Here is a 22,121-nt window from a genome sequence, read left to right as displayed (position 1 = left end):
AGAGCTGAATACGTTTGTGATTACAGTGAGAGTCCTAATACACAATGCTTGATTTTGATCCCGGCCAACTAACCTTGGCCGCGCGCCGAAAAATAATTAAGCGTGCACGGCGAAATGTCAGTTCAGAAGTCGTCCTGATTTTGACTGCCGGTTTCGCATTGCTGTTGATAACGTCGTTTTGGTTTGGAAACCTGACGTTTCTGCCGCTAGCAGGAATACTGAACATGCGACCAACGGTAGTTTGGATTTGCTTGTCCGCATTCCTCTCAGGCGCTGCCGGCTTGGTTCACGGACTGATCGGAGTAAAGGTTGTTTCGCGTGCGCGGGAACAGGAGTTCTTGATTCATCAATTCGACGAACTAAGAAGCCGCTCTTAAAAAAGATCAGTCGATCACCAAGCAGGCAACCGGCAAAAATCTAATTAGTAGAACGATCCCCGCCCGGCCTTACGCGGCCAGCGACGGATCATTTTGTCACCAAGCTCGGCCGACGCGACGCCTATGCGTTGCAAGCCTTGCTCTACTGGTGACTTAACCAAAATAAGGCACGTCGCAGGCGACCTAACCAGTTCCGGTTCAGGTATTAAACAAAAAGTGCATCACATCGCCGTCCTTGACGATGTAGCCCTTGCCCTCGGCCCGCATCTTGCCTGCCTCTTTCGCGCCCTGCTCGCCATTCGCAGCGATGTAGTCGTCATAGGCGATGGTCTCGGCCCGAATGAAACCCTTTTCGAAATCCCCGTGGATTACACCAGCGGCCTGCGGCGCGGCGGTGCCGGTGCGGATGGTCCAGGCGCGGGCCTCTTTCGGGCCGACGGTGAAATAGGTCTCAAGCTTGAGCAGGTCGTAACCGGCCCGGATCAGGCGGTCGAGGCCGGGTTCTTCCAGGCCCATCTCCTCAAGGAACATCTGCGCTTCGTCCTCTTCCAGCAGGCTGATCTCTTCTTCGATCTTGGCGCTGATTATGACGTGAGAATTGCCCTGCGCGGCGGCCATTTCGGCCACGCGGGCCGAATACTCATTGCCCTCGGCGGCTTCTTCCTCGGACACGTTGCAGACATAGAGCACGGGCTTGGTGGTCAGCAGCTGCAGCATTTTCCACGCTTTGGCGTCCTCGTCGGAGACTTCGACCAGACGCGCGGGTTTGCCGTTTTCCAGCATGGCCTGCGCCTCGGCCAGCAGACGCTCCTGCTGCTGCGCTTCTTTGTCGTTACCTTTCAGCTTGCGCACCAGATTGGCACGGCGCTTTTCGATGCTTTCCAGATCGGCCAGCATAAGCTCGGTCTCGATGGTATCGGCATCGGCTACCGGATCAACGCGGCCATCCACATGGGTCACATCGCCATCTTCGAAACAACGCAGCACATGGGCAATGGCATCGGTCTCGCGAATATTGGCCAGAAACTGGTTGCCCAGCCCCTCGCCCTTCGAGGCCCCTTTGACCAGACCGGCAATGTCCACGAACGTCATCCGGGTCGGGATGATCTGCTTCGATGAGGCAATCGCCGCCAGCTTGTCCAGCCGGTCGTCAGGAACCGCCACATCCCCCACATTGGGTTCAATGGTGCAGAACGGGAAATTCGCCGCCTGCGCGGCCGCGGTCTTGGTCAGCGCGTTGAAGAGGGTCGACTTGCCCACATTCGGCAGACCCACGATTCCCATTTTAAAGCCCATTGCGGCCTCCTGAAAGCGATGTGACGGCGTCTTCTATGCACCTGCGGTGGAATGCGCAAGCAGTAGCGTGACGCGAAACGGACCGAGCCCAAATGGCCACATCACGAAACTGTTCCTAAATCGTGTTCTTGCGCGAATTGAAATTTACATCTTACGATAACCACTTAGCGCGTAACGATGTAACAGCCTTAGAAATACGGTTATGAAGAAGTTCCTTTTCGCCTCTGCTTTGGCGCTTGCCCTTCCTGCAGCAGCCCAGGCTCAATCCTTGATTTTTGGTGCCGGATACGCGGATTTTTCCGATGATGCTGCCGATGATCAGGCCCTTATTTCGCTGGAATACCAGCATCAACCCTTTCACCAGGCGACCCGGTTCAGCGCCGGTTGGGGTGCGGCCCTGTCAGTTGACGCCGATGGCGGCGCCCATCTCGGCGCCGGTCTGATTGGGGTATACAGCCTCAACGACCGTTGGTTTGTCGAAGGCAGCGTGATGCCGGGATACTACAATGAAGGCAGCGATGAGAATGATCTGGGCGGCAGTTTCCAGATCCGCAGCCTTCTGGGCCTCGGCTATACGCTGAATGGCGGCGATAAGATCTCGGTTGCGATCACCCACAAGTCGAACGCCAGCACGCAGGACCCGAACCCGGGCGTGAACACCCTGCTCTTGCGGTATCATCTGGGCTTCTGATCCGTTCTGGTCCGGGCGGGATTGATTTTCGGTGAAACTTTCTGCACATCAGGTCCAAACCTGATTGCAAGGACATCCGATGACCCGTATCGACGCCAAGTTTGCCGCCCTGAAAGCTGAAGGCAAGAAAGCATTTGTTGCCTATGTCATGGCGGGCGACCCCGATTATGACACCTCGCTGGAGGTGGTCAAAGGATTGCCGGGCGCAGGCGTGGACGTGATCGAGCTGGGTTTACCCTTCACCGACCCGATGGCGGACGGCCCCACCATTCAGGCCGCAGGCCAACGCGCGCTGGACGGTGGCATGACATTGCAGCGGACGCTGGATCTGGCGCGCGCTTTCCGTGAAAGCGACGACACCACGCCGATTGTGCTGATGGGCTACTACAACCCGATCTACAGCCGGGGCGTGGACGCGTTTCTGGCGGATGCCAAGGCCGCGGGAATCGATGGCCTGATCGTTGTTGACCTGCCGCCGGAAGAAGATGAAGAGCTTTGCCTGCCCGCTCAAGCGGCGGGCCTGAATTTCATTCGCCTGGCCACGCCAACAACCGACGACAAACGCCTGCCGCGCGTGCTGCAGAATACCTCGGGCTTTGTCTACTATGTCTCGATCACGGGCATCACCGGCGCGGCAGAGGCCGAAGCCACCAATGTCGGACCCGAGGTCGCACGGATCAAATCCGCGACCGATTTGCCCGTCATCGTAGGCTTTGGCATCAATACGCCTGAAAAATCGCGCGCGATTGCAACTGTTGCAGACGGCGCGGTCGTCGGTTCGGCCATTGTCAGCCAGATCGGCGCAGGCAAGCCGGTTGCCGAGGTGCTGGATTTTGTCAAATCCCTGTCCGACGGGGCCCATTCCGTCTGAATAAACGCATCCTAAACTACTTGAGCAAAGCCGCAGCCGGGTCACCCCGCTGCGGCTTTTGTTTTACCGGGGAGTGAACACGGAAAAGGCAATCACGAAAGGCGTAGTGAGGATCTTCAAAACTTGGTAAGAATTTCTAACCAAAACCTCAAAGGTCTGCTACATGCCCGTGATTACCAATATCGATGACCTCAAACGCATCTATGAACGCCGCGTGCCGCGCATGTTCTACGACTATGCGGAAAGCGGCAGCTGGACCGAGCAGACCTTTCATGAAAACAGCTCGGATTTCGAACAGATCCGGCTGCGCCAGCGGGTCGCGGTGGACATGGCGGGGCGTTCGACAGCGTCGCAAATGATCGGACAGGATGTATCGATGCCTGTTGCGCTTGCGCCTGTCGGACTGACCGGAATGCAACATGCGGATGGGGAAATGAAAGCCGCCAAGGCCGCCGAGGAATTCGGCGTGCCGTTCACCTTGTCCACCATGTCCATCAACTCGATCGAGGATGTGGCCGAGCACACAACCAAACCGTTCTGGTTTCAGCTGTATACGATTAAGGATACAGACTACGTCAGCCGACTGATCCAGCGCGCGAAAGATGCAAATTGTTCCGCTCTGGTCATAACGCTGGATCTGCAAATCCTGGGCCAGCGGCACAAGGATCTGAAAAACGGCCTGTCCGCCCCGCCCAAGCTGACCCTGAAAACCATCGCGAACCTGATGACCAAATGGTCTTGGGGCATCGAAATGCTGCGCGCCAAACGGCGAGAGTTCGGGAATATCGTTGGCCATGTCGAGGGCATTTCAGATGCGTCCTCGCTGGGCGCATGGACCGCGGAACAGTTCGATCCAAGCCTGGACTGGACGAAGGTCGAAAAGCTGATGGAGCAATGGGGCGGTAAGGTGATCCTGAAGGGTATTTTGGACGCCGACGACGCAAAAATGGCGGCCAAACTGGGGGCAGACGCTATTATTGTGTCAAACCACGGCGGTCGCCAACTGGACGGCGCGCTCAGTTCGATCCGGGTGTTACCGGAAATCATGGATGCGGTTGGCGGAGATACCGAAGTGCATCTGGACAGCGGCATCCGGTCGGGGCAGGACGTTCTGAAAGCTTTGGCGCTTGGTGCGAGAGGCACCTATATCGGCCGCGCCTTCGTCTATGGCCTGGGTGCGATGGGACAAGCCGGTGTGACCACCGCCCTTGAGGTGATCCAAAAAGAGCTCGACACCACTATGGCGCTTTGCGGGGAACGCAAAGTGACCGATCTGGGCCGTCACAACTTGTTGGTCCCCGAAGATTTTGGTGGGCGTTGGCAAAGCTGATGGGCGTGCGCAGGGGGCTCTGCCCCCGCCGCCCTTCGGGCGGCTCCCCCGAGATATTTGTAGCCAGATGAAGCATGGATCCTTTATTCATCTAGCTATAAATATCCCGGAGCGCGAGGCAGAGCCTCGCAAAAAGGAAAACCGCCAAAAACCCCTTTCCAAACCCAATGAATCAAGCTAAGGACGCGGCTTCACGCGGGCATACAGCCTTGGAGGATGCCCGCCCTAACATTGGAGAATTATCATGGCTGGAGAGATTCCTGATCTCGTAGCTCTGGAACGGACGGGGACAGGCAAGGGCGCCGCTCGTCAGGCACGCCGCGACGGCATGGTTCCGGGCATTGTTTTTGGTGGCGATAAAGAGCCGCTGCCGATTCAGATCCCGTTCAACGTTCTGTTCAAGCGCCTGAAAGCGGGTCGGTTCAAGTCGACACTGTGGAACCTGAAGGTCGAAGGCCACGAAGACGTTCGCGTCATCTGCCGCGACGTTCAGCGTGACGTTGTCAAAGACCTGCCGACCCACCTGGACCTGATGCGCCTGCGCCGGACCACCAAGATCGCGCTGTACATCCCCGTTGAGTTCATCAACGAAGAAGCAGCACCCGGCATCAAGAAGGGCGGCGTTCTGACTGTCGTCCGCCCGGAAGTCGAACTGATGTGCACCGCCGGTGACATTCCTGAGAAGATCACCGTTGATCTGACCGGCCTGAACATCAACGACGTTGTCACCATCTCGTCGGTTGATCTGCCTGCTGGCACCAAGCCGACCATCGACCGTGACTTCGTGATCGCCAACATCTCGGCGCCGACCGGTCTGTCGACCAGCGACGATGAAGAAGGCGAAGAAGTGGCCGCGGACGAAGTAGAAGTCGTCGGCCAGGAAGCTGCAGAAGAATAAATCCGGACCCAACGATTTGGATTTTGAAACGGGGCTCATTTCGGGCCCCGTTTTCTTTTGGTCGGGCTGGAATCGGGTGGTATTCCGTGCCATCAACCCCCTGCACTGCACGAAGGACGAGACGATGAAACTGTTTGTCGGATTGGGGAACCCGGGTTCAAAATACGCCCGCAACCGGCACAATATCGGCTTCATGGCCGTGGACCGGATTGCCGAGGATCACGGGTTTAGCCCCTGGAAGTCCAAATTTCAGGCCGAGATCGCCGAAGGGCGTCTTGGCGGCGAAAAAGTGCTGCTGATCAAGCCCCAGACCTTCATGAACCGTTCGGGTCAATCCGTGGGCGAGGCGATGCGGTTCTACAAGCTGGACTCGACCGACGTGACGGTGTTTCACGACGAATTGGATCTGGCCCCCGGCAAGGTGCGCGTCAAGGCGGGCGGCGGGCATGCCGGGCATAACGGTCTGCGTTCGATCCACGAACATATCAGCCCGGCCTACGACCGGGTTCGGCTGGGCATCGGGCATCCGGGGCGCAAGGAAATGGTGTCGCCCTATGTGCTAGGCGATTTTGCCAAAGCCGATGGCGATTGGCTTGAGGATGTGCTGCGCGGTGTCTCGGATGGTGCTGGGCACCTGGCCGATGGCGATGGCGGCAAGTTCATGAATGCGGTCGCCCTGCGCACCGCTCCACCGCGATCATCCAAACCCCCTGCAAAACCGGCTGCGCCTGCCATCAAAGCCGAACCAGAGCCCCAGCCGGACGACCGTTCGGCGATGCAAAAACTGCTGGATAAGTTCAAGTAGAATCCGCGTGCAGTGCCGCCACGTCCCAATTGCGAATTGAACGAACCGCGTTCTACAACAATCCGCAAATTGGGGGAGATCTATGAGAAAATTGTTGAAGTGGGTGCTGCGCATCCTGCTCATTCTGGTGCTGGCAGCGGCGGTTGTCGGATTCTGGAAGCGCGAAGAGATCAAGCGCCTGATGGCCGTGAACTCTCTGTTTTCGGAGGAGAAAATTGTCTACAATTTCTCTCATATGGATGAGGCATTCCTGACGGCGAACCTGCCGCGCGGTGACGGGCCGGTGTCCGAACTTCCTTATGGCGCTGGTATCGAGCTGCCTGACGGAACCGACCAATGGCTTGAGGAACGGTCGCTGACATCCTTGCTGGTGATCAAGGACGGGCAGATTCTGTTCGAAGACTATTATCAGGGCACCACGCCCGAGGATCGGCGAATCTCCTGGTCGGTCGCCAAAAGCTATCTTGCCACCTTGTTCGGTATCGTGATGGCCGAGGGGGCTATCGACTCGCTGGATGATCCGGTGGTGAAATACGCGCCAAGCCTGAAGGGCACAGCTTATGACGGCGCGACGATCCGCAATGTGTTGAACATGGCCAGCGGCGTCACCTTCGACGAAGACTATCTGGACTACGACTCGGACATTAACCGGATGGGCCGCGTTATTGCTTTGGGCGGTGAGTTGGACGATTTCGCGGCCTCGTTGCAGGACACGTTCGTAACCCCGGGCGAGGATTGGCAATATGTATCGATCGACACCCATGTCATCGGCATGGTGATCCGTGGTGCGACCGGGCGCAGCGTGACAGACCTGTTGACGGAAAAGGTCATACAGCCGCTGGGTCTGGAACAGGATGGCTTCTACATCACCGATGGTGACGGGGTTGCGTTTGTGTTGGGCGGTCTGAACTTCACCACCCGAGACTTCGCCCGGTTCGGTCAGATGATCCTGCAAGAGGGCGAATACAACGGAAAGCAGATCGTTTCGGCTGAATGGATCGCCGAAGCCGTTGCGCCCAGCGCCCCGACAGCGCCCGATGAATACGGCTACGGCTATCAATGGTGGATCCCGCCCGGCGCGCATGAAGGTGAATTTATGGCCCGTGGTGTCTATGGACAGCACATCTATATCGACCGGGCGCGCGGTGTTCTGATCGTCTCGACGGCTGCGGATCGTAAGTTCCGTGAACCGGGCATGAACGATGTGAATTTGGGAATGTTTCGCAAGATTGCCGAAAGCCTGTAAGGTAGGTCCATGCAAAAGCAGGACAGCATCAATGTGTTGGGGGGCGTTCTCGCCCCCTGCTCGCGCGATCCCCTGACCGGGTTCTTCCGCGATGGGGCCTGCAACACCTGTCCCGAGGATCAGGGCAGCCATACGGTCTGCGCCGTGATGACCGCCGAGTTTCTGGCCTATTCGAAATATGTCGGAAACGATTTAAGCACCCCACGTCCCGAATTCGATTTTCCCGGCCTCAAACCCGGCGATAGCTGGTGCCTGTGCGCGGGTCGGTTCCTGCAAGCCCATGACGAGGGCTGCGCCCCGCAGGTGCATCTTGAGGCCACGCATCATCGGGCGCTGGAGATTGTGCCGCTGGACATATTGCGTCAACACTCCACCAAGACCGACTGACGCCACCTGAAATTCGGCATCAAAGACCACAGCCCGCCACGACCCGATAAGCCAACGCACCCCGAGAACTTACGAGGGAGCACCTGAGCTTTATTGCAATGAACCGTTTTTAGGTCCGTTTGGACCCGCCGCAATACGAAGGGTTCGAAACCGTTCTGCACGTAGGACAAAGAAAAACCGGCCCCCACATGTGGGGCCGGTTCCATCCGTTCAAAGGCTTTAGCGCTTAGTCCGCCGAGCGGCCTTCGGTGTCTGACATGTCGAAGTTCAGGTATTTCGCCACGGTCTGCACATCCTTGTCCCCGCGACCGCACATGTTCATGCAGATCAGGTGATCTTTGGGCAGGTCCGGCGCGATTTTCATCACATGGGCCAGCGCATGGCTGGGCTCCAGCGCCGGAATGATACCTTCGGTAGCGCAGCACAGCTGGAACGCCTCCAGCGCTTCTTTGTCAGTGATCGCAACATAGTTTGCGCGGCCAATATCATTCAGCCATGAGTGCTCCGGTCCGATACCCGGGTAATCCAGCCCGGCAGAGATCGAATAGCCTTCGAGGATCTGGCCATCGTCATCCTGCAGCAGATAGGTGCGATTGCCGTGCAGCACACCGGGGCGACCACCGGTCAGAGAGGCGCAGTGTTCCATCTTCTCGTTCACGCCCTTACCGCCGGCCTCGACGCCGATGATGTTGACCTCTTTGTCGTCGAGGAACGGATAGAACAGGCCCATCGCGTTCGAACCACCGCCAATGGCGGCGATGATCGTGTCAGGCAGACGGCCCTCGGCCTTCATCATCTGCTCTTTCGCTTCCTTGCCGATGATCGACTGGAAGTCGCGGACCATCGCCGGATAGGGGTGAGGGCCAGCGACGGTGCCGATGCAGTAGAACGTGTCGCGCACATTGGTTACCCAATCCCGCAACGCGTCGTTCATCGCGTCTTTCAGCGTGCCTCTGCCGCTTGTCACCGGGATCACCTCGGCCCCCAGCAGACGCATGCGGAACACGTTCGGGGCCTGACGCTGTACGTCGTGGGCACCCATGTAGACGATGCATTTCAGGCCGAACTTGGCGCAAACGGTGGCGGTGGCAACGCCGTGCTGCCCTGCCCCGGTTTCGGCGATGATCCGGGTCTTGCCCATGCGGCGTGCCAGAATGATCTGGCCCAGCACGTTGTTGATCTTGTGCGCGCCGGTATGGTTCAGCTCATCACGTTTCAGGTAGATTTTCGCGCCGCCCAGATGCTCGGTCAGGCGTTCGGCGTAATACAGCGGCGAGGGGCGGCCCACATAATTGGCCCACAGATCATCCATCTCGGCCCAGAAAGTCGGATCATCCTTGGCCTTGTTGTATTCCTCTTCCAGCGACAGGATCAGGGGCATCAGCGTTTCACTGACGAACCGTCCGCCGAAGATACCGAAACGCCCCTGTTCATCGGGGCCGGACATGAAAGAGTTGAAAAGATCGTTGGCCATGGGTGTCTCCACTCGTCGTACCCGTTGTTCATAGGAGGTGGCGGCGGGATTTGCCATGGGCAAAACGCATCATGACGCGCGATCTGTGTACTGCTGCCAAACGTCCACGGCCTGTTCGGGCGTCGGGACGCCAATGCAAGGAAAGTGATAAAACCGGTTCACATTTGCCAGCCGGTCAGCCGCCAGCATCACGCGGCGGTGCGGGCCGGATTGCGCGAAGGTCAGCATCGCCTCGATATCCTGCCAGACGCTGAGCGAGAAATAGAGGCCCGCCTGATGGAACACGTCCGCATGGACGCATAGCGGGTCGCCCTTGGCCTGATGCAACGCCTGTCGCGTGCGCCAGAAGAACTCGGGCGCGTTATACCAATGTTTCAACGAAATACCGCCAATGGCTGCCAGCATGTTCCATCTCCCCTTGCAGGAGATACGAAGCAAGGCGCGGATCAGATCACCCCAGCGCGGCTGCGAAGGCTTTGATCAGGGCCGCGTCCTTTTCGCCCGGGGCCGATTCAACGCCGGATGAAACATCGACCTGCTGCGCACCGGTCATGCGCACCGCTTCAGCCACGTTTTCAGGCGTCAGGCCGCCAGCCAGCATCCAGGGACGCCTCCAGTATTTGCGACCGGCCAGCAAGCGCCAGTCAAAGGCCAACCCGTTGCCGCCGGGAAGCTCTGCATTGCGGGGTGGCTTGGCATCGATCAGCAGTTGGTCGGCCACATCTGAATATAGGTCAATCGCGGCCAGATCCTCGGCCTCGGCCACGCCAATGGCTTTCATCACGGGCAGGCCGTAGCGTGCGCGCACCTGCGCCACACGGTCGGGGTTTTCCTTGCCATGCAGTTGCAACATGTCCAGCGGGACGGTCGAGGTGATGGCGTCCAACTCCTCATCCGTCGCGTTGACGACCAAGGCCACTTTTGCAATGCCTGCCGGAACCAGATGCGCCAATTCGGCCGCGTCTGCTGCCGTCACATTACGGGGCGATTTGGGAAAGAACACAAACCCAACATAGCCCGCCCCGGCCTCGACCGCAGCGCGCACATGTTCAGGGGCGGACAAGCCGCAGATCTTGAACCTTACATCGGACATTGGGTGCGCCTTAGCTGGCTTCGTCCAGAATGGCCAGAACTTCGTCTTTGCCTTCGTTCTGCTTTTTCTTCAGCTTCTTGACTTCACGCTCCAGCTTGCGGACTTCGCCTTTTTTCACGGTCGCGTCCTTGCGATGCTTGTGCTCACGCAGCCATTCCCAAAGGAACCCGATGACCAGACCGGCCACAACGCCACCCAGCACCACCAGAAACAAGGGCAAAGTGGTAGTCAGATTGAACCCCAGCAATTCGGCCAGAGCGTCAGGCATCAGCTTGAGTTCAACCGATTGAACATTGGCCAAAGACACCGAAATCAGGATGATCCCAAGGGTCCCGAGAAAAGCATATCGAAGGTAACGCATCATGGGGTCAGGCTTTACCGTTCAATCGGTCCCTTAGCAACTTACCCGTCTTGAAAAATGGTACACATTTTTCTTCGACCTGAACGGTCTCACCGGTGCGGGGGTTTCGCCCGACACGGGCATCGCGCTTTTTCACAGAAAATGCACCAAATCCGCGCAGCTCGACCCGGTCGCCGCGGGCCATGGCATCTGTCACTTCCTCAAATACGGTGTTCACGATCCGCTCGACGTCACGCTGATAAAGATGTGGATTTTCGTCGGCAATCTTCTGAATCAATTCTGAACGGATCATTCGTACTACCCCTCCCAGGCGGCCGGTGTGACAGGTCTACTGTTCTGACAGTATAGGGAAAAAGCCGGATCAGGGGAAAGCAAACTATGGGCGAAGGCATGGGAATTTGGCGCGGACTCACGCGATTTTTTGCCAGTTTTCCCGTTTTCCACACTTAATGCGCGAGCGATACCCCGAATAAGCCGATGAATCGGAACATATTGATTCGCAACAAAAACGGCCCCGCGCGGGTGCGCGAGGCCGTAATTCATGATTGGGACTGCGCCCGGGCTTAGTCGCCCGATTTCAGCGCTGCACCCAGGATATCGCCCAGCGATGCGCCCGAGTCGGAAGAACCGTACTGTTCCACGGCCTCTTTCTCTTCGGCGATCTCGCGTGCCTTGATCGACAGGCCCAGACGGCGGGTCTTGCTGTCAACGTTGGTGACGCGAACGTCGACCTTGTCACCGACCGAGAAACGCTCGGGGCGCTGTTCGGCACGGTCACGGCTCAGGTCCGAACGGCGGATGAAGGACTTCATGCCTTCGTATTCGACCTCGATGCCGCCATCTTCGATAGCAGTCACTTCGACAGTGATGACCGAGCCACGCTTCACGCCGCCCACGGCTTCGGCGAACTTGTCACCGCCCAGGGCTTTGATCGACAGCGAGATACGCTCTTTCTCGACGTCCACTTCCGAGACAACCGCCTGAACGACGTCGCCCTTGCGGTAGTTCTGGATCGCATCCTCGCCACGCTCGTCCCAGGACAGGTCGGACAGGTGAACCATGCCGTCGATGTCGCCTTCGAGGCCAATGAACAGACCGAATTCGGTGATGTTCTTGACTTCGCCTTCGACCTCGGTGCCCTCGGGGTGGGTTTCTGCAAACACTTCCCACGGGTTGCGCATGGTCTGCTTCAGGCCCAGAGACACGCGACGCTTGGCGCCGTCGATTTCCAGAACCATAACGTCGACTTCCTGGCTGGTCGAAACGATCTTGCCGGGGTGGACGTTTTTCTTGGTCCAGGACATCTCGGACACGTGCACCAGACCTTCGACACCGGCTTCCAGCTCGACGAACGCGCCGTAATCGGTGATGTTGGTGACGCGACCCTGATGAACCGAGCCCAGCGGGTATTTCGCAGCAACCAGATCCCACGGATCTTCCTGCAGCTGCTTCATGCCCAGGCTGATGCGGTGGGTCTCTTTGTTGATCTTGATGACCTGAACCTTGATGGTTTCGCCGATCGTCAGGATCTCGGACGGGTGGTTGACACGACGCCATGCCATGTCGGTGACGTGCAGCAGGCCGTCAACGCCGCCCAGGTCAACAAATGCACCGTATTCGGTGATGTTCTTGACGACACCCTCGACGGTCTGACCTTCGGACAGGTTGCCGATAACCTCGGCACGCTGTTCGGCACGCGATTCTTCCAGGATTGCGCGGCGCGACACAACGATGTTGCCACGGCGGCGGTCCATTTTCAGAATCTGGAACGGCTGCTTCAGACCCATCAGCGGGCCAGCGTCGCGCACGGGGCGGACGTCAACCTGCGAGCCGGGCAGGAACGCAACTGCGCCACCCAGATCGACGGTGAAGCCACCTTTGACGCGACCAAAGATTGCACCTTCGACGCGCTGGTCGTCGGCATATGCTTTTTCCAGACGGTCCCATGCCTCTTCACGGCGAGCCATCTCGCGCGAGATGACGGCTTCGCCACGGGCGTTTTCTGCGGCGCGCAGGTAAACTTCGACCTCGTCACCTACAGCGATTTCAGGGGCTTCGCCGGGATTTGCGAATTCTTTCAGATCAACGCGGCCTTCCATTTTGTAGCCGACGTCGATGATGGCTTGGCCGGCTTCGATCGCCAGAACCTTGCCTTTGACAACAGAACCCTCTTCGGGTGTGTCCATTTCGAAGCTTTCATTCAGGAGGGCTTCGAATTCCTCCATGGATGCGTTAGCCATGTGGCGTTGTTTTCCTTTACATACGTTTTTGCTGGCCGAGCGGTTGTCTCCGCCGGTCTTGTTTGATGGTGCCTTCAGGCGTGATCCGGGGCGCATCCGATTACACAAACACAAAGGGCCGAGGTGACCCGGCCCTGCTCAGATACGTCATCCGGACGTTGACCGCCCGTGTTGAGACGGGTGCTCTATAGCGGGTTGGGTCCGGTCCCGCAAGTCGAAAGCCATCTGCGCCCGAAGACATGCCCGAACTTGCCGGTTTCACAATTACTTGATGCCGCGCGTGTCCGGTTGCCCCCGCTGGCGGGACACGGCACCTGACGGTCAATCACAACAAGACACGGAGCCGTCGCCCCATGGGGGAGTTCGACCTTATCGTTTCACAGCAGCCACAGTGGATTCAGATCTGGATGAAAATCCTGACCCTCGGGGCCTTTATCCTGCCCTTTGCGCTGCTGATCTGGCGGCAATCGCGCCTTGTTGCGGTTGTCACGGTCGTCGGCACCGTGCTGGCGGCGCTGGGGGTCAAGTTTATCTTCACCCAGATGGGGTATGTGCGGCTGATGGGGCTGGGCCATATCCCGTTCTGGACACCGCTCGCCATTTACCTGTGGTTCCAGCAGGCCCGCGCCGATATGCCGACGCCACCCCGGTGGATCATCCGCTTCGCCCTGCTGACAATCGTGATCTCGCTTGCCTTCGACTACATCGATGTGATCCGCTATCTGCTGGGTGAGCGGACGCCGGTGCCTGTACCGGCGTAAACCGTCACCATCTTGGTTTTTCGCGCACCCGAAGGGCTTGCTAGAACAACTGCAAGTCCTTCTCGCCGCGTTGAATCTCGGCAAGGTTCGGCATGTTCTGCACCACCAGCGGCGCCGGAGCCGTACCGGGCATCGCCACTGTAGGTTTCGCCGCAACGGCCTTGTCAAAGGCAGGTCGCTTCAGCTCACCCCGGATATCGCGCAGCAGGGTCTTGTGGTCCGGCATCGTCTTGAGGATCTGCGCAAGGTCCACTTTCGCGCCCTTCCACCACTGGAACCAGATCGGCTTTTTCAACGGACGAATACGATCCCGAATGCCGGTGCCATATCCAGTGTCATAGACCTGTTTGCCCAAAAGCACCGTCTGATAGACGCGGAAATTGAACAGCGTTGCAAACTCGATATCGTGTTCCATCGGCAGGCGGTGCTGCCACAGTTCCAAATTCTCGGCCAATCGGTCCGGGATTTTCATCTCGGTGCGCGCGTCGATCCAGTATTGGTCATCCGTGCGGTTGCCCAACCGGTAGTGCAGACAGATGAAATCCAGAACCTCGTCATAGAGCTTATTCACCTGACGATTGTATCTGTCGCGCAACTGCGGCTCGATGTCCCGCGTGGGCAGATGCTCGGCAAACCAGCGGACGGCGTGGTCGATCATGTGGATCGCGGTGCTTTCCAGCGGCTCGATGAATCCACCGGACAGGCCGATAGCGACGCAGTTCTTGACCCAGGCATTGCGCACGCGCCCGACGCGCATCGGGATGACGCGCGGCGTCAGACCTTTGCCGCTGTCGCCCAGCCATTCAAGGTATTCATCCGCCGCCTGATCATCGGTCCGATGCGCCGACGAATACACATATCCGGTGCCCACACGGTTGTAGAGCGGCACCCGCCACGTCCAGCCCGCACCCAATGCAGTCGACCGCGTGACGCTTTCGATCTTTTCCGGATCGGGATGTTCGACCTGCAACGCCATGGCGCGATCATTCGGCAGGTATTCAGAGTAGTCCTTGAACGGCTCGCCGAGGGCCTGATTGATGATCAATCCGCGGAAGCCGGTGCAATCTATGACCATCTCGACGTCATGGCGGCCCTTGCGTTCCAGCATCAGGTGGCTGACATTGCCCTGCTCGTCCAGTTCGACCGCCTGCACCTCATCCTGAATATGTTCGACGCCGCGTTTGGTGCAGACCTTTGTCAGCATGCCTGCAAATTTTACGGCATCCAGATGATAGGCATAGCCAAAGCGCTGCTCGAATTCCGGCTGGCCCAGGGCCCGCGCGCCCTTGCACAGACGGGCCAGGTCGTCGTGCGGTGAGATCGATTGCGTAAAGTCCCGATCCCCATTGCCAAAGCGCAGGAAGTACTCGGCGGCCTCCAACCCCTCAAGCAACTGCCCATGGGCAAAGGGGTTTACGTAGTCGATCCGATTGCCCTTGGCGTCTTTGTTCCAGTTGCAGAACTTCACGCCCAGCTTGAATGAAGCATTGGTTTCACGGAAAAAGTCACGCTCGGAAATGCCCGCCTGACGCAGTGTGACCGGCATGCGCGGAACCGTCGCCTCGCCCACCCCCACGGTCGAGATATTGGGGCTTTCGATCAGGCAGATGCGCGGGCGGTCTTTGGGGGCGGATGTGCGGGAAAGCACCATTTCGAGGATAAGCGCGGTCATCCATCCCGCCGTGCCGCCACCCACGATGGTGATTTTGCGCAAACGATTGTTCATGTATTTCTGTCCCTGTTGGCTTGGGGGATTTTATGGCTGCTACCCCTTATTGTTTGGGGTTTTTGTAGCAGCTGTCCCTTTTTTGCTATGGGAGACTATAGCATCTTTCTTGTGTCCAGCTAGGGTCAATGACGCTATATTTTGTTGGGGGTTCCAACACCGCCCGGACCTGTGAACGCTGCAAGCGACAGGCATCAAGTTCAACGTAAACCCCTAGATTTCCTCGCCCTTCTTCAGCAGATCCTCGATCAGCTGCCGCTGCAACTCATCGCTGTCGCCGCCACCGAATTGAATCGCGCCGCCGGTATAGGATGTGCCATAGGTCGCAGCGATATTCACCGTCTGCGCCAGACCCGAGATCAGCTGGTCCTTCTGCAAGGATGCAAGCGGGTGGATGAACGTCGCCCAAACGGTTCCGTTGGCAATCGCGTATCGGGCATCAAGGGCGGTATCGAAATTGGCCTGCATCATGCGGTGAAGTTCCTCTTTCGACAGCTCATCGGCACTGCGAACCGCCACCATCGCGCGCATCCGGTTGGTGCTGACATCGGTGACAACCAGAACCGGCACGTCCGAGATCGTAAGCTGAAACCCCGGCCCAATCGGTTGCGCCTCGGGGTCCAGGGCAAACAGGATCTTGCCCAGCCTTTCATAATCCATCGGAGGCTCAGCCTCTTGGGCGGCAAGACTTCCGGCCAGTAACATCAGCGCAAGGGCGAGGCGGATCATGATCAATCTCCTGCAAGTGTCCAGCCAACCATAGGCACTGCCATGGCCCCTGACCAAACAAAGCTTAGTGAACAGGATTTTATCCAAGGCCCGCAGGTTTGAACGATCTGCAAGAAACGCGGGCCTTTCTGCGATAACGCGTTCAAAACCCCGCCTCTATGTCTGTTTCACAGGCCGACACCCGGTTCGGCCCGAAACAGAACATGAAAAGGACTACACCATGAAGAAACTTGTTTTGGCCTCTCTGATCGCAACCCTGCCGCTGGCCGCCGCACCCGCTTTTGCGGCAGATGAAATCAATGTGTCCAACGGCATCTCCGCTGCCGGAGCGCCATTGGCCGCCCACGGGGTCGACCTTGTTGCGCTGGTCAATGACGGCAACCCGGTCGAAGGTTTTGCGACCCATTCCGCCACCTATGACGGGGCGTCCTACTACTTTACCACCGCCGCAAACCGCGAAGCGTTCGAGGCCAACCCGGCCGCCTTCCTGCCGCAACATGGTGGCTTCTGCTCGTTTGGTGTTTCGGTCGGCAAGAAGTTCGACGGCGACCCGGATCAATATCTGGTCGCAGACGGCAAGCTGTATCTGTTCCTGAACGCCGAAACCCGCGCCGCCTTCCTGAAAGATGTTGCTGGAACGGCAAAAACTGCTGACGATCAGTGGTCAAAAATTCAAAGCATCGCCGTTGGCGAATTGTAATCTCACCGATCTGCCCGCGTCGCTACCGTGTCGCGGGCAGTTTCTGTGTTATCACCGCAAGCGCCTCGGCCAGGGCTTCGTCGATGCTCAGGTCGGACGTATCCAGAAGAACGGCATCATCCGCCGCTTTCATCGGGGCTGTGCTGCGTTCGGCGTCGCGGGCATCGCGCTCGCGCACATCCTCAAGCACCTGTGCCCGCGTCACGTCGGCCCCTTTGGCGTGAAGTTCCAGAAACCGCCGTTCCGCCCGCACCTCGGGGCTGGCGGTGACGAACAGTTTCACCTCGGCCTGCGGGCAAATCACGGTACCAATGTCGCGCCCGTCTAGAACCGCCCCCCCTGCCCGCCGGGCAAAGGCACGCTGGAAATCAACCAATGCGGCTCGTACCTCGGGGATCACAGCCACTTTGGACGCGGCCTGAGCGATTTCTGCCGTGCGCAGATCACCCTGATCCAGTTCTTCTGCCGTCAGGGACTGCGCCGCTTCCACAGCTTCCACACCTTGCAGCGTACGGCGGCCAACCGCGCGGTACAGAAGCCCCGTATCCAGATGCGCAAACCCGAAATGCGCCGCGACGGCCTTTGATACTGTGCCCTTGCCCGCCGCAGCCGGACCATCAATCGCAACGGTGAAACTGCTTGTCATTGTCCGACTTACCGATTGTTTCTGACAAGCTGCGCCCCAAGGCGCGCCATCAAAGGCTCGAAGATCGGGAACGAGGTCGCAATCGGGCCCGCATCATCCACCGTCACAGGGCTCTTGGCGCCCATCCCAAGGATCATGAAGGACATTGCAATGCGGTGATCCAGAAAGCTTTCACAGGTGCCGCCGCCGGGGGTGTTGCCAATGCCCAGCCCCTCAACCGACCACCAGTCGTCGCCTTCGTTCACCGTGACGCCGTTGGCCCGCAAGCCGCGCGCCATCGCGTCGATCCGATCGCTTTCCTTGACGCGCAGCTCTTTCACGCCGCCCATCATGGTGGTGCCGGTGGCGTTGGCCGCAACGACGGACAACACCGGGTATTCGTCGATCATCGACGCCGCGCGCTCGGGCGGAACTTCAATCCCCTGCATATTCGGAGAGTATTTCGCGCGCAGATCGGCAACCGGTTCGCCGCCCTCTTCACGCTCATTCTCATAGGTCAGGTCCGCACCCATTTCGCGCAGCGTGGTGAACAGGCCCGCGCGGGTCGGGTTCAGGCCGATGCCCGGAACCAGCACGTCCGAGCCGGGCGTGATCAGCGCCGCGCAGACGGGGAAGGCCGCGCTGGAGGGATCACGCGGCACGGCAATGACCTGCGGTTTCAACTCGGGGCGACCGGTCAGGGTGATGACCCGCCCCTCATCGGTGTCCTCAACCGTGATTTCGGCCCCGAAGCCCGCCAGCATCCGTTCGGAATGGTCGCGCGTGGCCTCTTGCTCGATCACCACGGTTTTGCCGGGCGCGTTCAGACCGGCCAACAGAACAGCCGACTTCACCTGCGCCGAAGGCACGGGAACCTCATAGCGCACCGGCACAGGCTCTGCCGCGCCCACGATGGTCATCGGCAAACGCCCACCCGAACGGCCCACCGATTGCGCCCCGAACAGCGCCAGAGGATCCGTAACCCGCGCCATCGGCCGTTTGTTCAGGCTGGCATCGCCAGTGAAGGTCGCCGTGATCGGGCAGGTCGCCATCGCACCCATGATCAGCCGCACGCCGGTGCCCGAGTTGCCGCAGTCGATCACCTGATCGGGTTCGGCAAAACCGCCGACACCCACACCGTGAACGGTCCATTCGCCGCCGCCGTGATCTGTCACCTCGGCCCCGAAGGCGCGCATGGCCTTGGCGGTGTCCAGAACGTCCTCGCCCTCCAGAAGGCCCGAGATCCTTGTCTCACCAACCGCCATCGCGCCCAAAATCAAGGACCGGTGCGAGATCGACTTGTCGCCGGGGACTTCGGCAGTACCGGTCAGCGGACCGCAGGGATGCGAAGTCATCGGAATGGGCGTACCGTGTCCGGACATGGGGGCTCCTTTTGCGCTATCAGTGCCCAAGCCGCTTAGCGAATTGGGACCGGTTGGTCCAGCGTCAAAGGTCCCGCAAAACGCCGCTTTGGTCCGGCGAACGGCTAATTCTGTGAGAAACGCCGCTTCGGTGCTACAATACCGCCATTCGATTTGATTGATTTTTGAACCTGACATTGAAGGAACACGCCATGGCCGACGCCTTACCCCTGATGGCCCGAGGGCCCCGAGACCTGTTTCACCCCAAAGATCCACTGCGCCCTGAAAGCAAGATTGAACAAAGGCTGGCTTTCCTTGTCGGCCTCGTTGCCTTCGGCCTGCCGTTGATTCTGGCTGGCGGGGCAATCTTTGGCGGCAGCTGCTTTCGCGACAGTATCAGCCATTTCTACTATGCCCAGTTTCTGGGGGCGATCTTTGTCGGGTTGCTTTATTTCGTTGGTGGATTCCTGATCGCCTATACAGGTGATACATTCTTTGAGGACACGCTGAGCAGCGTCGCCGGGTTCGGCGCTTTTATCGTTGCCTCAGTCCCCACATTAGACAGCGGCTGCGAAAGCCATCAGACATTCCTGTCGCGCGTCTTTGTCGAGGTTAAGAACGCCCCGCCCATCAAGGTCGGACAGGCACCGGATCAAGGCTTTTTCAACCTGTTCAGCACCGCCAGCAACTGGCACATGATCGCCGCAGGCATTCTGTTCGTCTATCTGGGTCTCTACTGCCTGATCGTGCTGAAACGGGTCATCCCGCAACGGCACGAGAAGGACGGCGTGATGATCGACAGCAAGCGGCGGCGCAACAAGCTTTACAGCATTTGCGGATTGACCATTCTGGCCTGCGTCGCGGTGCTGGCGATCAAAGGCGAAATCGGCGGGCCGGGTTTCCTTAAATGGTGGAACAGCCTGAACCTGACCTTCTTTGTCGAGGCCATCGCCTTATGGGCCTTTGGGATCGCATGGTTTGCCAAAGGGCGTGCATTCCCTGCGCTGAACGACAGCTAACCCAGTCGACGGAACGTCAGATAGTGGGGCGTACGCCCTTCGCGCAGCGCCTTCTGTTCGTACCGGGTGGAAATCCAGTCGTCCCACGGCTCGCGCCAGTCCGAGGGGCGCTCGGCCAGCCATTCGAACCCTGCGCGGGGGACTTCCTCAAGCGTCTGGCGAACATAATCGGGAATGTCGGTCGCAACCCGGAAGATCGACCCCGGCTTCAGGGCGCGGGCCAGAGGTTCCAGATGCTCGGGCGTGACAAAGCGGCGGCGGTGATGCCGGGTTTTGGGCCAGGGGTCGGGATACAGCAGGAAGGCGCGTGAGATACTCACCTCAGGCAAAACGTCGAACAAGTCGCGGGCATCGCCGGGATGTACGGCCAGGTTTTCGACCCCGGCCTGACGGATTTTGCCCAGCAACATGGCGACGCCGTTGACATAGGGCTCGGCCCCGATGATCCCGATATCCGGATTGCTTGCGGCCTGATGCACCAGATGTTCACCACCGCCAAAGCCGACCTCAAGCCAGACATCCTTGCCACCGAACAGGGTATTCAGGTCCAGAGGGTGGCGTTCAGGGTTGCTTTCCCAATCCACCGCGCCGGGCGACAGGGCGTCGAGGTCTTCGTTCAGATACGTCTTCTGGCTCTGCTTCAGGGTCTTGCCCTTGAAGCGGCCATAGAAGTTTCTGCGGGGGCGTTGGGGGGTCTCGGTGCTCATGGCGGTCGCCTTACTGTGACAACTCACGAGTGGCAAGAGGCAGAGGTGGGGGCCAGCCCGTCGCATTGGTTTCTCGGACCAATGGCGCAACCAATAGCGACCCCCAGGGTATTTTCAAAAAAGGGAAGAGCGCCCCCGTTAGGGCGCACCTTTTGATCGCAGGACGGTCAGACCGCCGCTTTCAGCGCATCCGTCAGGTCGGTCCGTTCCCAGCTGAAACCACCATCAGCATCAGGTGTGCGCCCGAAATGGCCATAGGCTGCGGTGCGCTGGTAGATCGGCTTGTTCAGTTGCAGATGCTGGCGAATACCGCGTGGGGTCAGGTCCATGACCTGCCCGACGGCCTGCTCAATCTCGGCATCCGAGATTTGCCCTGTACCATGCGTGTCCGCGTAGATCGACAAAGGCTTGGATACGCCAATCGCATAGCTGAGCTGAATGGTGCAGCGTTCGGCCATACCCGCGGCAACTACGTTCTTCGCCAGATAACGGGCCGCATATGCAGCCGAGCGGTCCACTTTGGTCGGGTCTTTGCCCGAGAACGCGCCGCCGCCATGCGGGGCCGCGCCGCCATAGGTGTCCACGATGATCTTGCGCCCGGTCAGACCGGCATCGCCATCGGGGCCGCCGATCACGAACTTACCTGTGGGGTTCACGTGCCATTCGGTTTCGTTGGTCAACCAGCCTTCGGGCAGAGTTTCGCGAATGTAAGGCTCAACAATGGCGCGGATGTCGGCAGAGCTTAGCGCCTCGTCCAGATGCTGGGTCGACAGCACGATCGAGCTGACGCCAACCGGTTTACCGTCGCGATACACAACCGACAGCTGCGATTTGGCGTCAGGGCCCAGCGCAGGCTCGGACCCGTTTTTACGCACCTCGGCCAGACGCCGCAGGATCGCGTGCGAATACTGGATCGGCGCGGGCATCAGCGCGGGCGTTTCGGTCGTTGCGTAACCGAACATGATGCCCTGATCACCAGCACCTTCGTCCTTATCGCCCGAGGCATCCACGCCCTGCGCGATATGGGCCGATTGTTCGTGCAGCAGGTTCGTCACCTCGACCGTTTCGTGGTGGAACTTGTCCTGCTCGTAGCCGATATCCTTGATACAGGCGCGTGCGATCTCGTCGATGCGGCCCATATAGTCGTGCAGCTTTTCCTGATCAGACAGACCTACTTCGCCACCAATCACGACACGATCCGTGGTCGCAAAGGTTTCGCACGCCACGCGTGCTTCGGGTTCTTCATTCAGAAATGCGTCAAGGACGGCATCCGAGATCCGGTCGCAAACCTTATCCGGGTGCCCTTCGGAAACCGATTCCGAAGTAAATGTATAGTTCTGTCTGGACATAAAAGTGCTCCATTAAGATTTCTCTGTCACGCCAGGAAGCCGTTGTGACAGGCTTTTGCGGGGATACGCGCCTTG

At 58.9% G+C, this 22,121-nt stretch carries 24 protein-coding genes and 1 riboswitch; of the genes, 11 read left to right on the top strand and 13 right to left on the bottom strand.

Features of this window, described 5'->3' with window-relative positions:
* Nucleotides 1-44: 44 nt before the first annotated feature.
* A complete protein-coding gene (locus ACR0C9_RS15955; protein WP_170454388.1) occupies nt 45-377 on the top strand; it encodes a hypothetical protein in 333 nt (110 codons plus the stop codon).
* A gap of 198 nt (nt 378-575) precedes the next feature.
* On the opposite strand, the gene ychF is transcribed toward ACR0C9_RS15955, so the two are convergent.
* Entirely contained in the window at nt 576-1,673 is a 1,098-nt protein-coding gene (gene ychF, locus ACR0C9_RS15950; protein WP_170454390.1) for a redox-regulated ATPase YchF, read from the bottom strand.
* 202 nt (nt 1,674-1,875) lie between these two features.
* On the opposite strand from ychF, the gene ACR0C9_RS15945 reads away from it, so the two are divergent.
* From ACR0C9_RS15945 to ACR0C9_RS15915, 7 genes are all read left to right on the top strand, one after another.
* Entirely contained in the window at nt 1,876-2,364 is a 489-nt protein-coding gene (locus ACR0C9_RS15945; RefSeq protein WP_480781450.1) for an acyloxyacyl hydrolase, read from the top strand.
* 79 nt (nt 2,365-2,443) lie between these two features.
* Nucleotides 2,444-3,235, top strand: a complete 792-nt coding sequence (gene trpA / locus ACR0C9_RS15940; RefSeq protein ID WP_170454394.1) for a tryptophan synthase subunit alpha — start codon at nt 2,444-2,446, stop codon at nt 3,233-3,235.
* A gap of 163 nt (nt 3,236-3,398) precedes the next feature.
* Nucleotides 3,399-4,565 carry an alpha-hydroxy acid oxidase gene (locus ACR0C9_RS15935; RefSeq protein ID WP_480781449.1) on the top strand — a complete coding sequence of 389 codons (1,167 nt, stop codon included), beginning with the start codon at nt 3,399-3,401 and terminating at the stop codon, nt 4,563-4,565.
* A 244-nt stretch (nt 4,566-4,809) separates the two neighbouring features.
* Nucleotides 4,810-5,463 carry a 50S ribosomal protein L25/general stress protein Ctc gene (locus ACR0C9_RS15930; RefSeq protein WP_170454398.1) on the top strand — a complete coding sequence of 218 codons (654 nt, stop codon included), beginning with the start codon at nt 4,810-4,812 and terminating at the stop codon, nt 5,461-5,463.
* A gap of 124 nt (nt 5,464-5,587) precedes the next feature.
* Nucleotides 5,588-6,268 (top strand): aminoacyl-tRNA hydrolase, encoded by a 681-nt coding sequence (gene pth / locus ACR0C9_RS15925; RefSeq protein WP_170454400.1) that lies wholly within the window; start codon nt 5,588-5,590, stop codon nt 6,266-6,268.
* 82 nt (nt 6,269-6,350) lie between these two features.
* A complete protein-coding gene (locus ACR0C9_RS15920) occupies nt 6,351-7,514 on the top strand; it encodes a serine hydrolase domain-containing protein (RefSeq protein ID WP_170454402.1) in 1,164 nt (387 codons plus the stop codon).
* A gap of 9 nt (nt 7,515-7,523) precedes the next feature.
* The gene (locus ACR0C9_RS15915) at nt 7,524-7,901 is read left to right on the top strand and encodes a DUF2237 domain-containing protein (protein ID WP_170623822.1); all 378 of its coding nucleotides are present in this window, start codon (nt 7,524-7,526) and stop codon (nt 7,899-7,901) included.
* 226 nt (nt 7,902-8,127) lie between these two features.
* Here the strand turns inward: ACR0C9_RS15915 and trpB are convergent, their stop codons facing one another.
* From trpB to rpsA, 6 genes are all read right to left on the bottom strand, one after another.
* Nucleotides 8,128-9,375: a tryptophan synthase subunit beta gene (trpB, locus tag ACR0C9_RS15910; protein ID WP_170520461.1), complete on the bottom strand. Its 1,248-nt coding sequence runs from the start codon at nt 9,373-9,375 to the stop codon at nt 8,128-8,130.
* A 69-nt stretch (nt 9,376-9,444) separates the two neighbouring features.
* On the bottom strand, nt 9,445-9,780 hold the full coding sequence (locus tag ACR0C9_RS15905; protein ID WP_170454408.1) for a hypothetical protein: 336 nt from the start codon (nt 9,778-9,780) through the stop codon (nt 9,445-9,447).
* 46 nt (nt 9,781-9,826) lie between these two features.
* Complete coding sequence (locus ACR0C9_RS15900; protein WP_480781448.1) at nt 9,827-10,468, bottom strand: phosphoribosylanthranilate isomerase; 642 nt, start codon at nt 10,466-10,468, stop codon at nt 9,827-9,829.
* Between the two features lie 10 nt (nt 10,469-10,478).
* Entirely contained in the window at nt 10,479-10,829 is a 351-nt protein-coding gene (locus ACR0C9_RS15895) for a LapA family protein (RefSeq protein WP_170454588.1), read from the bottom strand.
* 7 nt (nt 10,830-10,836) lie between these two features.
* Nucleotides 10,837-11,121 carry an integration host factor subunit beta gene (gene ihfB, locus ACR0C9_RS15890; protein WP_050603110.1) on the bottom strand — a complete coding sequence of 95 codons (285 nt, stop codon included), beginning with the start codon at nt 11,119-11,121 and terminating at the stop codon, nt 10,837-10,839.
* A gap of 271 nt (nt 11,122-11,392) precedes the next feature.
* Entirely contained in the window at nt 11,393-13,069 is a 1,677-nt protein-coding gene (gene rpsA / locus ACR0C9_RS15885) for a 30S ribosomal protein S1 (RefSeq protein WP_170454410.1), read from the bottom strand.
* 353 nt (nt 13,070-13,422) lie between these two features.
* Between rpsA and ACR0C9_RS15880 the strand changes: the two genes are divergently transcribed.
* Nucleotides 13,423-13,830, top strand: a complete 408-nt coding sequence (locus tag ACR0C9_RS15880) for a hypothetical protein (protein ID WP_170623827.1) — start codon at nt 13,423-13,425, stop codon at nt 13,828-13,830.
* A 40-nt stretch (nt 13,831-13,870) separates the two neighbouring features.
* Here the strand turns inward: ACR0C9_RS15880 and ACR0C9_RS15875 are convergent, their stop codons facing one another.
* Together ACR0C9_RS15875 and ACR0C9_RS15870 are read right to left on the bottom strand one after the other, a co-directional pair.
* Entirely contained in the window at nt 13,871-15,556 is a 1,686-nt protein-coding gene (locus tag ACR0C9_RS15875; protein ID WP_170454413.1) for a tryptophan halogenase family protein, read from the bottom strand.
* A gap of 213 nt (nt 15,557-15,769) precedes the next feature.
* Nucleotides 15,770-16,285: a hypothetical protein gene (locus tag ACR0C9_RS15870; RefSeq protein WP_170454415.1), complete on the bottom strand. Its 516-nt coding sequence runs from the start codon at nt 16,283-16,285 to the stop codon at nt 15,770-15,772.
* Between the two features lie 220 nt (nt 16,286-16,505).
* Here ACR0C9_RS15870 and ACR0C9_RS15865 point away from each other — a divergent pair, with 220 nt between their 5' ends.
* Nucleotides 16,506-16,985 (top strand): YHS domain-containing (seleno)protein, encoded by a 480-nt coding sequence (locus ACR0C9_RS15865; RefSeq protein ID WP_480781447.1) that lies wholly within the window; start codon nt 16,506-16,508, stop codon nt 16,983-16,985.
* Nucleotides 16,986-17,007: 22 nt separating this feature from the next.
* Here the strand turns inward: ACR0C9_RS15865 and ACR0C9_RS15860 are convergent, their stop codons facing one another.
* Together ACR0C9_RS15860 and aroA are read right to left on the bottom strand one after the other, a co-directional pair.
* A complete protein-coding gene (locus tag ACR0C9_RS15860) occupies nt 17,008-17,631 on the bottom strand; it encodes a (d)CMP kinase (protein WP_480781446.1) in 624 nt (207 codons plus the stop codon).
* An 8-nt stretch (nt 17,632-17,639) separates the two neighbouring features.
* Nucleotides 17,640-18,992, bottom strand: coding sequence for a 3-phosphoshikimate 1-carboxyvinyltransferase (aroA, locus tag ACR0C9_RS15855; RefSeq protein WP_170454419.1), 1,353 nt, complete (start codon nt 18,990-18,992; stop codon nt 17,640-17,642).
* A 164-nt stretch (nt 18,993-19,156) separates the two neighbouring features.
* Between aroA and ACR0C9_RS15850 the strand changes: the two genes are divergently transcribed.
* A complete protein-coding gene (locus tag ACR0C9_RS15850) occupies nt 19,157-19,990 on the top strand; it encodes a hypothetical protein (protein ID WP_170454421.1) in 834 nt (277 codons plus the stop codon).
* On the opposite strand, the gene trmB is transcribed toward ACR0C9_RS15850, so the two are convergent.
* Complete coding sequence (gene trmB, locus ACR0C9_RS15845) at nt 19,987-20,697, bottom strand: tRNA (guanine(46)-N(7))-methyltransferase TrmB (protein WP_480781445.1); 711 nt, start codon at nt 20,695-20,697, stop codon at nt 19,987-19,989. The genes ACR0C9_RS15850 and trmB overlap by 4 nt on opposite strands.
* Nucleotides 20,698-20,864: 167 nt before the next feature.
* Complete coding sequence (metK, locus tag ACR0C9_RS15840) at nt 20,865-22,046, bottom strand: methionine adenosyltransferase (protein WP_170454425.1); 1,182 nt, start codon at nt 22,044-22,046, stop codon at nt 20,865-20,867.
* Nucleotides 22,047-22,051: 5 nt separating this feature from the next.
* Nucleotides 22,052-22,100, bottom strand: a riboswitch (SAM-SAH riboswitch).
* Between the last annotated feature and the right edge of the window lie 21 nt (nt 22,101-22,121).

This window comes from Ruegeria sp. C12, assembly GCF_056537745.1.
The sequence above is the reverse complement of the archived record's forward strand: the minus strand, read 5'-3'. Positions and strand labels throughout refer to the sequence as shown.

Excerpts from the sequence above, each read along its gene's own strand:
- ACR0C9_RS15955 (WP_170454388.1), top strand. The coding sequence starts at position 45 with ATGCTTGATTTTGATCCCGGCCAACTAACCTTGGCCGCGCGCCGAAAA.
- ychF (WP_170454390.1), bottom strand. The coding sequence starts at position 1,673 with ATGGGCTTTAAAATGGGAATCGTGGGTCTGCCGAATGTGGGCAAGTCG.
- ACR0C9_RS15945 (WP_480781450.1), top strand. The coding sequence starts at position 1,876 with ATGAAGAAGTTCCTTTTCGCCTCTGCTTTGGCGCTTGCCCTTCCTGCA.
- trpA (WP_170454394.1), top strand. The coding sequence starts at position 2,444 with ATGACCCGTATCGACGCCAAGTTTGCCGCCCTGAAAGCTGAAGGCAAG.
- ACR0C9_RS15935 (WP_480781449.1), top strand. The coding sequence starts at position 3,399 with ATGCCCGTGATTACCAATATCGATGACCTCAAACGCATCTATGAACGC.
- ACR0C9_RS15930 (WP_170454398.1), top strand. The coding sequence starts at position 4,810 with ATGGCTGGAGAGATTCCTGATCTCGTAGCTCTGGAACGGACGGGGACA.
- pth (WP_170454400.1), top strand. The coding sequence starts at position 5,588 with ATGAAACTGTTTGTCGGATTGGGGAACCCGGGTTCAAAATACGCCCGC.
- ACR0C9_RS15920 (WP_170454402.1), top strand. The coding sequence starts at position 6,351 with ATGAGAAAATTGTTGAAGTGGGTGCTGCGCATCCTGCTCATTCTGGTG.
- ACR0C9_RS15915 (WP_170623822.1), top strand. The coding sequence starts at position 7,524 with ATGCAAAAGCAGGACAGCATCAATGTGTTGGGGGGCGTTCTCGCCCCC.
- trpB (WP_170520461.1), bottom strand. The coding sequence starts at position 9,375 with ATGGCCAACGATCTTTTCAACTCTTTCATGTCCGGCCCCGATGAACAG.
- ACR0C9_RS15905 (WP_170454408.1), bottom strand. The coding sequence starts at position 9,780 with ATGCTGGCAGCCATTGGCGGTATTTCGTTGAAACATTGGTATAACGCG.
- ACR0C9_RS15900 (WP_480781448.1), bottom strand. The coding sequence starts at position 10,468 with ATGTCCGATGTAAGGTTCAAGATCTGCGGCTTGTCCGCCCCTGAACAT.
- ACR0C9_RS15895 (WP_170454588.1), bottom strand. The coding sequence starts at position 10,829 with ATGCGTTACCTTCGATATGCTTTTCTCGGGACCCTTGGGATCATCCTG.
- ihfB (WP_050603110.1), bottom strand. The coding sequence starts at position 11,121 with ATGATCCGTTCAGAATTGATTCAGAAGATTGCCGACGAAAATCCACAT.
- rpsA (WP_170454410.1), bottom strand. The coding sequence starts at position 13,069 with ATGGCTAACGCATCCATGGAGGAATTCGAAGCCCTCCTGAATGAAAGC.
- ACR0C9_RS15880 (WP_170623827.1), top strand. The coding sequence starts at position 13,423 with ATGGGGGAGTTCGACCTTATCGTTTCACAGCAGCCACAGTGGATTCAG.
- ACR0C9_RS15875 (WP_170454413.1), bottom strand. The coding sequence starts at position 15,556 with ATGAACAATCGTTTGCGCAAAATCACCATCGTGGGTGGCGGCACGGCG.
- ACR0C9_RS15870 (WP_170454415.1), bottom strand. The coding sequence starts at position 16,285 with ATGATCCGCCTCGCCCTTGCGCTGATGTTACTGGCCGGAAGTCTTGCC.
- ACR0C9_RS15865 (WP_480781447.1), top strand. The coding sequence starts at position 16,506 with ATGAAGAAACTTGTTTTGGCCTCTCTGATCGCAACCCTGCCGCTGGCC.
- ACR0C9_RS15860 (WP_480781446.1), bottom strand. The coding sequence starts at position 17,631 with ATGACAAGCAGTTTCACCGTTGCGATTGATGGTCCGGCTGCGGCGGGC.
- aroA (WP_170454419.1), bottom strand. The coding sequence starts at position 18,992 with ATGTCCGGACACGGTACGCCCATTCCGATGACTTCGCATCCCTGCGGT.
- trmB (WP_480781445.1), bottom strand. The coding sequence starts at position 20,697 with ATGAGCACCGAGACCCCCCAACGCCCCCGCAGAAACTTCTATGGCCGC.
- metK (WP_170454425.1), bottom strand. The coding sequence starts at position 22,046 with ATGTCCAGACAGAACTATACATTTACTTCGGAATCGGTTTCCGAAGGG.